General features: G+C 58.2%; 5 protein-coding genes and 1 pseudogene. 5 read left to right on the plus strand and 1 reads right to left on the minus strand.

The window, feature by feature from the left end; genetic code table 11:
• Positions 1 to 482 (plus strand): plastocyanin/azurin family copper-binding protein (locus IRZ31_RS17985; protein WP_297156181.1); only part of this gene is annotated, 482 nt, incomplete at its 5' end.
• Positions 483 to 891: 409 nt separating this feature from the next.
• Complete coding sequence (locus IRZ31_RS17990; protein ID WP_052888583.1) at positions 892 to 1098, plus strand: hypothetical protein; 207 nt, start codon at positions 892 to 894, stop codon at positions 1096 to 1098.
• Positions 1099 to 1396: 298 nt separating this feature from the next.
• Here the strand turns inward: IRZ31_RS17990 and IRZ31_RS17995 are convergent, their stop codons facing one another.
• Positions 1397 to 3172, minus strand: coding sequence for an acyl-CoA dehydrogenase family protein (locus IRZ31_RS17995; RefSeq protein ID WP_297156182.1), 1776 nt, complete (start codon positions 3170 to 3172; stop codon positions 1397 to 1399).
• Between the two features lie 432 nt (positions 3173 to 3604).
• Here IRZ31_RS17995 and IRZ31_RS18000 point away from each other — a divergent pair, with 432 nt between their 5' ends.
• The 3 genes and pseudogenes from IRZ31_RS18000 to IRZ31_RS18010 all read left to right on the plus strand — a co-directional run.
• Complete coding sequence (locus tag IRZ31_RS18000) at positions 3605 to 5464, plus strand: phospholipid carrier-dependent glycosyltransferase (RefSeq protein WP_297156184.1); 1860 nt, start codon at positions 3605 to 3607, stop codon at positions 5462 to 5464.
• A 310-nt stretch (positions 5465 to 5774) separates the two neighbouring features.
• Complete coding sequence (locus IRZ31_RS18005; protein WP_297156186.1) at positions 5775 to 8156, plus strand: DUF2298 domain-containing protein; 2382 nt, start codon at positions 5775 to 5777, stop codon at positions 8154 to 8156.
• 46 nt (positions 8157 to 8202) lie between these two features.
• Positions 8203 to 8619 (plus strand): annotated as a pseudogene (locus IRZ31_RS18010) (hypothetical protein); the annotation flags it as partial.

Here is an 8619-nt window from a genome sequence, read left to right on the forward strand (position 1 = left end):
ATCGGCTAGGATTGAGAGGCTACAAGGTTGCTATGGAGCAGAAACCTCTACGCTTGCTGTGGCTGGTGTTGACAGCGCTGGCGCTGGTGAGCCTGCTGTTGGTGGCCTGTACGCGACCTGGGACAACCAGCTCAACTGCGGCCAATGCAAGCAGCAGCAGCGGTAGTTCTTCTTCGGCGAGCAGCGCCAGCGGGGGGAACACAGTGAAGATGGACGCCACGAACTTCGAGGTGTCCTCTATCACCATCAAAAAGGGTGAATCGATTACGCTGGTCGATACTGTCGCTGTGCCGCACATTATTCAAAACGGCTCCTGGGTCAATGGCACTGCCAAGCCCGCAATTGAGCCGGGAGCTCCAAAGGTCGATGTGCAGTTCAGCGGCAACGATACAAAGCAGATTGGCCCTTTCACTACCGCTGGTACATTTAAGCTCTACTGTACGATCCACCAGGGGATGAACTTGACGGTGATTGTCAAGTAGACGGGCCTTACGTTAAGGGAGGAGGTCGCGGGTGGCAGGAGAGACGAGAAGACGAAGCTGCCTCCCAAGCCCTCCTCTCGAAAAAAGCTGGCAGTTTAGAAGTTTTGCAGATAGGAATGTTGGTAGCCCCTTTATACCGTTTTTGGCGCCAGACGTATCATAGAAATGGAGACTATGAATGAAGTCGGTGGTAGTGCGGGGGCTGCAACCTGTTTCGGTGTTCAGGCGTATTCCATTGAGGAGCGAGAATCTCCATCTGGGTAACCCCCGATGGTCCCGCTCTTCTGTCATCCGCGCTAGCCTGGTGGGATAGCTTGAGGCTGGAGTGCGCCGCGCCGGTCTTTATTTCATGGCTGGTGATGGACTTGCTTGCTGTCAGACTCAGTTCTTGATCGAGAGGTGACACGCCATGTCAACGGTAGCTGCAACTGAAGATCCCAGGCTCCATCGTGCTCTAGAACTGCTTGGCGGCTCGATCGATCCCGAAATCGAGCAGTCCTTCTCTTCCCTGGAGGAACGTATTCTGGCCCAGGCCCTGGAGAATGTGGAACGGGCTGAGTGGCGCTTGCGTGAGATCCAGCGTCTGGTAGGGGAACGCGACGGCGTTCTGGCCTAAGTGAGCACCTGCGATTGCCTTCTCTCCCAGGTCTCCAGAGGCCACGCCTCGCCCTTTTCCCCGCTACTGGCTGAAGCTGCTGGGCCTGCTTCGACAGGCGAGCAAAGGCGGAGGTTTTTGTCTCTGGGCCTTGTCTCGTTGTTGAGTGAGCCTCGCCCTCTCCTTTCTCTGTTCTTCATTCTTCTCCAGCTATGGAGATAATCTATGTTCACCTGTCCGCCGTCGCGATGCCGGCCCATTTGCCCCGGCCCCGCATCGACACGCCGGGCCGGCATCGCTGAAGGCTTTTTCCTCTTTTTTAGGCTCCCTGTTGGAAACGAACCGCTCCCTGGATCAGTGTCTCGAACTGTTCCAAAGGTCGGCGATCGTCGTCCGCCTGCCAGCCGTCGGGGTGAGGCTGCAGATGACGCCTCATAAAGAGTTGGGCAACGAGCAGCTGCCGTTCGCCAACGGCCTGCGAGGTGCTGAGACTGGTGGCTGCCTGCTCTAGCAAGAGCATGGCGATGGTGACTTGCGCTAGACGCTCAACCAGGCCACGTAGGGGCAGCTGGGCGCTTTCGGGATCAAGCGTCGTCAGGGCCTCGAAGCGAGCTGCGACTTGCTTCAGGCTGAGCTGGAGATCGTGAACACTCTCCGCCAGCTCAGGGCGTTGGAGAGCACGCAGTCGCTCCTGTAACCAGGCGAAGAGCTGCAGGTGGCTTCCCTCACGGCTCATGGCCCGCGCGACGTCGAGAACGATGACGTTGCTGGCTCCTTCCCAGATGGCGTTGACGATGGCGTCGCGTAGGAGGCGCGGATTCACCCAATCTTCCACGTAGCCATTGCCTCCCCGCATCTCTAGCGCTTCCAAGGTAACGTACTCGCCTCGCTTGGGGATGTAGTATTTGCACAGAGGCGTCAAGATGCGCAGCAGGCGGCGATCTTCCTCGTGCCCGTAGCGGTCAACCCGTTCCAGAACCGCTGTTGTCTCGAAGGCCAGCGCTGCACAGCCTTCGACTTCGAGGAGAAGGTCAACTAGTTGACGCCGCATGAGGGGATGGTCACAGAGACGACGCCCGAAGACGATGCGTCCATGAGTGTGCACTGTGGCCTCTAGCAGGCTGCGTCGCATGGCGGCCAGGGAGCCGATGGCTGCCCAGATGCGTGTCAGGTTGATCATCTCGGTCATCTGGACGAAGCCCCGTTCCAAAGCTCCCACCTGGTAGGCCAGGGCTCCCTCCAGGGTTACTTCGCCTGTGGCCAGCGAGCGGGTGCCCAGCTTCTCCTTTAAGCGGTTAATGGTGTAGGCGTTGCGTCTTCCGTCTGGCAGACGACGAGGTACCAGGAAAAGGCCCAGACCCCGTGTCCCGGCTGGAGCGCCGCCAGGACGTGCCAGGGTAAGAATCAGATCGGCAGAGACGTTGGAGCAAAACCATTTCTCTCCCCAGAGTTGCCACTGGGGCCAGGACTCGCTCCTGTCTTCGCCGCCCTCGTGTCGACGGGCTATGGTGGCTGTCTGGCCGACGTCTGAGCCACCTTGCTTCTCGGTTAAGAACATGGCCCCCTGCTGGAGCTGATCCAGGCTGAGGGCGGTCAGATGAGGAAGAAAGCGCTGCTTGAGTGCTTCATCGCCGTAGCGCTCCAAAACGCGGGCCAGGGCGTCGGTCATGGAGACAGGACAGAAGACACCTGCTTCGGCTTGCATACCGAGGTAGGCCAGGGCAAATTTGACAGGTTGAGGGACGCGTCCAGGCCAGCCTAGGGCACCCTCGCGGTGGGTGCAGGCGGCGATGGCAAAATCCTGATAGGCGATGCGTTCAAGTTCGTGATAGGCCGGATGAAAGATTACTTCGTCGATGCGCTGACCACGCCGATCGTATTGGCGCAGCACCGGCCCGTGTCGGTCGGCAATGGCGGCCAACTCATCCATGCGCTCGGAGGCAACTGCCCCCATGTGCAGAAGCAGTGGTCGCGCGCGCTCATAGTCGTCGGGGGAAAGATGACGCTGGAGCAATTGCTCCAGGATGGGATCGGCTTCATAAAAGTTGATGCCCTCGGTGCCGGGCATCAGGCTCTGCTCGTCCAGTGCAGGCACTCGTGGCCTCCTTTCCGCTTCTCTGCTTGTTGTGATGGGGGGCAGATTCTTCGCTTCCTCCAGCCTCCCCTAGGCAGTGTAGCATATCTTCTGATCTTAGGGGAGTGAAGCGGTGCCTGTTGCCTGACTGCCGAGGCTATGGTATCCTTTACAAAGAGAGCAGCGATGCTGCCGTTTTGCGGAAGGAGTCCGACTATGTCCACCAGCATCTCCCCTCGACTGCCGGTGCTGCCCGAGGCTCTCGCTTTGCGCGCTGGCTATCGATGTTCTGAAGCCCCGCCATCTGTGGTCGTGCCCTCTCTCTTGACCACTGCAGACAATCCTCCTATACTAAAGGCCACAACCACAGGAAAAAGACGATAGCTTGCTGTAGTAGCCAGCTGTGGCGATAGATGGTTCATCTTTGCTAGAGAGAGACGACAGAGGCGCTCCGTGAAGCTTGTTATTCGCTGGCGTCCACTTGCGCTGATCGCCTTGGCAGTGCTTGGCTTGGCGCTTCGCCTCTATGGCCTGAATTGGGATGATGGCAATAGCTTCCATCCCGATGAGCGCGAGATTCTCTTTCACGTCGTGGCGATTGCTAGGCCCACAAGCTGGGCCCAGTTCCTGGACGCAGCTCACTCTCCGCTGAATCCACAGTTCTTTGCTTACGGCTCGTTCCCGATTTATTTGCTGGCTGCACTGGGCGCGGTCTTGAAGCCTTTCTTCCCCGCCCTGGGAAACTTTGCCACTCTCACGCTGCTGGGCCGCGTGATCTCGGCCCTCTTTGATAGTGGAACGATCGTGCTCACGGCTCTGTTGGCGCTCTTGTTGGTGGAAGACGAGCAGCCTGGCCGACCTCGCGCCTGGGCAGTGGCTCTGCTGGCCGCCGCCCTGGTGGTGTTTACCCCTCTGCAATTACAGCTCTCACATTTTTACGCAGTCGATACCATTCTCGTCTTTTTCATCACTCTCACGGTGCTGGCCTGTGTGGCCCTGGTCAAAAGTGAGCATCCGCTCCGCTGGGCGCTCCTGGCTGGTCTGGGCTATGGTCTGGCGCTGGCGACGAAGTTTAGCGCAGCTCCCCTGATCGTTCCACTGGGGCTGGCTTTTGGCCTGCGGTGGTGGCGTCAAGGCTCTCTGCATGGCTGGGGGCTGTTCGTGCTCTCGCTGGTCACAACCGGGCTGGTCTTCTTTGTGGCCATGCCCTATGCTTTTCTCGATGCGCGGGACTTTATCCAGCAGGTCTCGTTCCAGGGGGACCTGGCCCGTGGCCTGATCGATCTGCCCTACGTGCGCCAGTTCGCTGGCACGATTCCCTATCTTTACGAGCTGCAGAATATGGTTCTCTGGGGCCAGGGCCTGACTTTGGGCCTGGCTGCCCTGGCTGGCTTGCTCTGGCTCTGTTGGTATCTGCTCAGGCAACGCCTGCTCTCAACCTGGCTGGTTCCGCTCTCCTGGGTGGCGGTCTATGGAGCTATTACGGGCAGTTTCTATGTCAAGTTTATGCGCTATATGCTGCCGCTCTATCCCTTCCTGGCGTTGCTTGCCGCGCTCCTGCTGCTGCAGATTCAGGTCTGGCTGGAGCGGTGGCTAGCAAGTAGAAGGGGGCCGGTTGAGGGTAAGATTGGGGCTGGACGCGGACCCCTGGCGCGCGCTATCGGCTATGGGCTGGTGGGGGTGGTTTTGGCCGGCACTGCCTTTCAAGGTCTGGCTTTGCTGAATGTGTACAGTGAGCCAAATACGCGAGTGATGGCTTCACGCTGGATCTATGCCCATCTGCCGCCAGGCAGCGTGCTGACCTACGAGCAGTGGGATGATCCTTTGCCTGTGCCGGTCGATGGCCATGATCCCAGCATCTACCGTCAGGCAACCTATTTGAACGCTGCTGGCCAGCCTCAAACTGGGCTGGATCTCTATGGGGATGATACCCCGCAGAAAGCCTGCACCTTGGCCAAGCTCTTGCCGACTATCGACGCCATTACTATGCCTACTGATCGCCTCGATAAATCGATCCCGCGCCTGCCCGCACGCTATCCGCTGACAATTCACTATTATCAGCTCCTGTTTAGTGGACAGCTGGGCTTCCATCTGGCTGCTCAGTTTGTGGTGCGCCCGCATCTCTTTGGGATTACGCTCGACGACAGCGGGGCCGATGAGAGCTATTCGGTCTTTGATCATCCGGTTGCCCGCATCTTTGTGCGTGATACCCCCTATCCTTACACGCCCCAGCAGCTCTTTGAGAAGCTCGTGTCTGGTGTACACTGGCCTCAGCCTGTCAGTTCGCTAAGCTGTGCCTTCTCGGCTCCTTAGTCGGCGTCGAGTTCTCTTTCCTCCCAGGGTGAGGCTGCTCGCGGGACTGAATGGGCGCCAGATTCGTTGATAATTGGAGATAGTGGGAGGTACTGATGGGCAGTGGCTCCGTGCCAGTTGCTCGCTAAGATGTGCTGCTGACCACTTGCTGATAGGCAGCGCTGCGATTCGCTTCGCTGGTGTGCTGACTGGGGCCGGGCTGATTGTGGTTGCTGGGCTTCTGCCTGGCAGGCGATCCATGTGCACAGGTGGCTGTGACACGGTGGCTCAGGAGCTGAGAAATCTATGGTGGTACTGATCGAGTATTCCTATGCTTGACTTGCTCTTGATATGGGCTTTGGTGGAGCTGCTGGGCCTGCTCTGCCTGCCGCTGACTGTGACAGTCTTGCGCAATCTCCCTGACCGCGGCTGGGCCTTTAGTAAGGCCCTGGCGCTAGCGCTCTTCGCCTTCTGTGTATGGTTTCCTTTGATGTGCGTCCAGTCCTGGCCGTTCAGCCGCGCTTTTATCGCCGGGGTCTTCGTGGCGCTGCTAATCCCTGCTCTGGCGGGCCTGCTGTTGGTGCGCGCGACGCTCTTCAAGCTGCTGCGTGCGAACGCGATCTATCTGGTCGGTTGCGAGCTGGTCTTCCTGGGTATGGTCTTTTTGCTCGGGTGGATTCGCTCCTACGGCCCTGATATCCGCGGCTTTGAGATGTTTATGGATGAGGGCTTTATTGCGGCAATTATGCGCAGTCCTCATCTGCCGCCGAATGATATGTGGTATGCTGGCTACCCGATCAACTACTATTACTACGCTCACTTTACGATCGTGGTGCTGGCAAAGCTCCTGGGACAATCTCCCTCTATCGCTTTTAATACAGGAATCTGTATCTTTTTCGGGCTGACGGCGGTTAATCTCTTCGGCATGACCTGCAATGTGATTGCTTGGGCCAAGCATGTCCGCGCCGCTGGCTCTCCTCCTGATGATGGACGCGCCGAGGCTCCGGCTCTGGCTTTCCCGCGCTTAACGACAGCTATGCCCTACGGACTCCTGACGATGGTGCTCGGCTTGATTCTGGGCAATCTGGCCGCGACGCAGCAGTGGTGGCGCGATCATGGTGACCTCAGTCAGTTCGATTGGTTTGCTCCTTCGCGGGTGGTGGATAAGACGATCAATGAATTCCCCGCTTTCAGCTTTCTGCTCTCCTGTTTCCATGCCCATGTGCTGGCCCTGGCGTTCACCATTCTGGCCATTGCTTTGGCCTTCAATCTCTTGCTGGCGCGTGAGGGTCAGGGAATCTTCATCTTTGGTCGCGGCTGGCGCCTTCCGCTGACCCTGGGAGCAACGGCGCTGGTAATCGGCGCGCTCTTTACGATGAACGGTTGGGATTATCCGACCTATCTGGGCCTGGCCCTGGTCTGTATTGCCCTGCAGCAGTGGGTGGTTCATGGGCGCCGCTTCCAGGGTACACTTCTGGTAGATATTGCTGCGGCGGCAGTACCGCTGGTCATTCTCTCGCTGGCCTTCTACCTGCCTTTCTATTTGAGCTTTGTGTCGCCATCGCAGGGAATCGGGGTGGTTAGCCCTGCTGATCGCTCGTCTCCTGGCCAGGAGATTCTGATCTATGGTCTATTTGCTTTCGTCTTTCTCTCCTTGCTGGTGGCGGGTGTGGCCAGGTTACCTGCCTTTGCTGAGGAGGAGGCCGCCACTGAGAAGGAGGAGGTCCCGGCTGTTGCTGCTCCTGGCTGGCTCAGGTGGCTCGTGCGCTTCAGCGCTCAGTGGTTGAGCTTCTGGGTGATCGCTTTGCTGGGCCTGGTGGCCCTACTCCTGATGCGCAATAGCGGTACATTTGTGGCGGCAGGCGCACTGGCAGCGGTGGGTGCTGTGCTGGTCCTCTCTCACCTGCGTGATCGGGCCTTGGCTTTTACGCTGTTGCTTGGCTCGTTGGCCTTTGCCCTGGTAGCTGGCTGCGAGGTATTCTATCTGCGCGATGTCTTTGCCGACAGCTATCCACGCATGAACACGGTCTTTAAGTTTTATTTTCAGTCGTGGGCTCAGCTCTCGATCGCCTGTGGGGCTGCTCTCTTCTTTATTTTAGAGGCTCTGCGTCCTGGAGAGATGGTGACGCCACTCCAGCGCCTTCTGCAGGAGGGTTTGCAAGTGGTGTGGACGGCGGCCCTCTGTCTCTTGTTGCTGGCCGGAGCAGTCTATCCGGTGGCAGGGAGCTATACCCGCACGGATCATTTCGCGCAACGGAGCAATAGTCTGGATGGGCTGACCTATCTGTCCCAGACCGATCCCGGCGATTATGCAGCGATTCGCTGGCTCAATGCCCATGTTGACGGTGATCCTGTCATCGTGGAGGCGGTTGGCCCAGACTATAGCGACTACGCTCGGGTCTCGGCCTTTACTGGCTTGCCGACCATTATGGGCTGGGTCGGCCATGAGTATCAGTGGCGTGTGAATTGGCTGAATAATGTAGCCTACGCTGCCGATTTTAATCGGCGAGCCAGCGACGTGGCAACAATCTATACCAGCCCTCAAGCCAACGTGGTCCGCTCGCTGCTGACTCTTTATCATGTAACGTATGTCTACGTGGGACCGCTGGAGTTGGCAAAATATCAGACGATTAATTTGGGCCATTTCCCTTCGTTCTTGCGGGTGGTCTACTCCGCCGAGGGTGTGACAATTTATAAGGTTCTGCTGTCATAGGTGTGACCTCCGCTCTTCCGGTGAAGGTTGTATGAGGAGTTGGGCCTTGAATTTGAAGAGGTTTGAGCATCAGCCTGTAGATAGTCGGTCGGATCAGGGTGATCTGCTAGCTGGGGCGGTGGCTGAGCAGTCAGACTCGCTTGAGCAGGAGAAGGCTTTCGCTCAGGCGGAAGACTGGCGCCCTGGACCCGCTCTACGTCGTCAAAGGCCGTCCCGCAACCAGGTTCTGGAGTGGGTGGCATATGGAGTGGTGTTGGTGGTGGCGGCGGTCTTGCGCTTCTGGGACCTGGGGGTGCGCCCACTGCACCACGATGAGAGTCTCCATGCTTACTTCTCCCTTCAGCTGTCGCTGAATATTTTGAGTTATCACTATGATCCGCTCTTGCATGGGCCGTTTCAGTTTCATGCGATGGCGTTGGTCTACAAGCTGGCCCAGCTGGTGGGAGTGCCCGATCAGGGGGTG

Origin of the sequence: Thermogemmatispora sp. (assembly GCF_019683635.1) — a bacterium.
GTDB lineage: Bacteria > Chloroflexota > Ktedonobacteria > Ktedonobacterales > Ktedonobacteraceae > Thermogemmatispora.